A 2,858-nucleotide genomic window follows, 5' to 3' on the forward strand; every position below is an offset into this window, starting at 1 on the left:
CCCGGCGTCGACCTCGTGTGTCCCGCTGACCTGCGCGACGGCGAGCTCGCCGAGATGCAGCGGATCGCCGCCCAGGCGTTCGAGGCGCTCGGCGGCGAGGGTCTCGCGCGCGTCGACTTCTTCTACACGGGCACCGAGTTCTACGTGAACGAGGTCAACACGATGCCCGGGTTCACGCCGATCTCGACCCCGAGGTCGTCGCGGCGATGGCGCCGTACCTCACCCGGTGGTTCGGCAACCCGTCGAGTCATCACGAGGTCGGCGAGGCCGCGGCATCCGCTCTCGAAGACGCCCGCGCGCGCGTGGCCGCGATCCTCGGGATGCGGTCGGGCGACGTCGTCTTCACCTCGGGCGGCACGGAGTCGAACAACACCGCGATCAAGGGGCTCGTGCTCGGCTCCCTTCCGCGCGGCAAGAAGCACTTGGTCACCACAGCGATCGAGCACGAGTCCGTGCTCGCCTCGGCCGACTACCTCGCGCGCCTCCACGACGTCGAGGTCACGTACGCGCCGGTGGATGCCACCGGGACGCTCTCCCCCGACAGCCTCGCGGCCGCGCTCCGCGACGACACGGCGCTCGTGAGCGTCGGGTACGCCAACAACGAGGTCGGGACGGTTCAGGATGCCGCGGCCCTCGCGGCCGTGGCTCACGCCCGGGGCGTGCCGCTGCACCTCGACGCGGTTCAGGCCGCGGGGTGGCTGCCGCTCGCCGGACTCGGCGCCGACGCCCTCACCATCGCGGGGCACAAGATCGGCGCGCCGAAGGGCACCGGCATCCTCGCCGTCCGCGGACGACTCCCCCTCGAACCGCTGCTGCACGGCGGCGGGCAGGAGCGCGGCCGACGCTCCGGCACGCCCGACGTCGCCGGCGCGGTGGCCTTCGCGACGGCGCTGACGCTGGCCGAGGCCGAGCGGGAGTCCGACGCGGCCCAAGCTGCCCGGTTCCGCGACGCCTTCATCCACGGCGTGCTCGCCGCGGTCCCCGGCGCGCGGCTCACCGGACACCCCGATCACCGCCTGCCCGCGACCGCGAGCTTCGTCTTCCCCGGCGTCAACGGCGAGACCGTGCTGCTCGAACTCGAACGCCGCGGGATCGTCTCGTCGAGTGGCTCGGCGTGCGCCGCCGGCAGCGACGAGGCGTCGCACGTGCTGCTCGCGCTCGGCCTCGATCCCGACGACGCCCGCACCGCGGTCCGCTTCACCTTCCCGCACCACATGACGCAGAATCTCGACGCCGTGGCAATCGCCGTCGCCGAGGCGGTGACCGCCGTAGGATCACGCGGGTGAGTTTCCCCGCGATCACCGTGATCGTCCCGGGCCGCGACGTGGCCGAGTTCGCCGGTGAAGCCCTGCACTCCCTGCAGGCGCAATCCTTCGACCGGTGGCGCGCCGTCCTCGTCGACGACGCCTCCACCGACGACACCCGCCGCCTCTTCGCCGACGCCGCAGCCGCCGACCCGCGTTTCTCGCTGGTGGAGCACCGGCAGCCTCGAGGCCTGGGAGCCGCCCGGAACAGCGGCCTCGACCGCGTCGAGACGCCGTACACGGCGTTCCTCGACGCCGACGATCGCCTCCGGCCCGACGCCCTGGCGCGGCTGTGGGACACCCTCGAGGCGTCGGGCAGTGACTTGTGGTTCGGCGCGTACGTGCCGCTCCGTCCGGATGCCGAGGGCCCCGGATACGTCGCGGGCGACGTACAGCCGTGGGTGACGGCCGCCACCGACCCCGCACGGACCGCGACGACGCTCGCGGAGCACCCCGCGGCATCCGGGAACATCGTGGCGTGGTCGAAGCTGAGCCGCACGGACTTCTGGCACACGCACGGCCTGCGCTTCCCCGAGGGGCGTTACTACGAGGACCAGGTCGTCGCGCAGCGCATGTACACGCTGGCGACGGCGTTCGACGTGGTGCCCGACGTCGTGGTGGAGTGGCGCCAGCGCCGCAACGGCGGATCGATCACGCAGCGCCTCGACGAGGTCGTCGTGCTGCGCGACTACCTCGACGCGCTCGGCGAGGGCATCGCGGTGCTGCGCGCCGCGGGTGCACTTGCCGCCGTGGGTGAGCGCGGGCGCCTCATCCGCGCCCTCGACCTGCCGCCGCTGCTGCGGATCGCCGAGACGCACCCCGACCCCGCGTACCGCATCGCCCTCGAGGCGTTCTTGGAGACGCTGCCCGCGTAGGCTGCGCCGGCGCGTGTTGCGTGCGCGCCGCACGTGAGTGGGCAGCGCGCGGGCGGGCCCCCACGCTTGAGTGTCCAAGACACGCCGCATCACGGGCGGCGCGTGCGGCGTGTTCTGGACACTCAGCAGGGGTGGGCAGCGCGTACGGCGCGAACGCCCCCATGCTTCAGTGCCCAAGACACGCGGATGCCACGACCCACGCTCCGCGTGTCTTGGACACTCAACTCCGAGGTGTGCGCCCGAAAGCCCCCGGGCAGCGCGCCCCCGTCGTTCCCGACCGAGTGTCCACGACACGCCGCATCACAGGCGACGCGTACGGCGTGTTCTGGACACTCGACGGGGGCGACGCCGCACGCCCCCCCATTTCAGTGTCCAAGACAACTTCCAGGCGTATGCCCCGAAGCCTGCGAGGCAGCGCTGCCCCGTCGTTCCCGACCGAGTGTCCAAGACACGCCGCATCGGGAGCGGCGCGTGCGGCGTGTTCTGGACGCTCGACGGGGGCGACGCCGCACGCCCCCACATTTCAGGGTCCAAGACACGCGGATGCCACGACCCACGCTCCGCGTGTCTTGGACACTCAACTTCCAGGCGAGGCGGGCGCGGACCCGACGTGGGCGCGGACCCGACGCTAAAGGGGGGCCGACGCGGGCGCGCGCCGACGCGAGACGCGAGCGCGGCG

2 protein-coding genes and 1 pseudogene are annotated in these 2,858 nt (G+C 72.8%); all 3 read left to right on the plus strand.

Annotated features, from left to right (window positions below):
- Nucleotides 1-186: pseudogene (locus I5G_RS24250) on the plus strand (D-alanine--D-alanine ligase); the annotation flags it as partial.
- 20 nt (nt 187-206) lie between these two features.
- Nucleotides 207-1,286: a cysteine desulfurase family protein gene (locus I5G_RS19640; RefSeq protein WP_022877259.1), complete on the plus strand. Its 1,080-nt coding sequence runs from the start codon at nt 207-209 to the stop codon at nt 1,284-1,286.
- A complete protein-coding gene (locus I5G_RS19645; protein ID WP_022877260.1) occupies nt 1,283-2,179 on the plus strand; it encodes a glycosyltransferase family A protein in 897 nt (298 codons plus the stop codon). The genes I5G_RS19640 and I5G_RS19645 overlap by 4 nt, the downstream gene beginning before the upstream one ends.
- Nucleotides 2,180-2,858: the final 679 nt, after the last annotated feature.

This window comes from Microbacterium sp. B19, assembly GCF_000333395.1.
Classification (GTDB): Bacteria; Actinomycetota; Actinomycetes; order Actinomycetales; family Microbacteriaceae; genus Microbacterium.

Bases quoted from the DNA above. Each gene is read 5' to 3' on its own strand.
- I5G_RS19640 (WP_022877259.1), top strand. From the start codon at position 207: ATGGCGCCGTACCTCACCCGGTGGTTCGGCAACCCGTCGAGTCATCAC.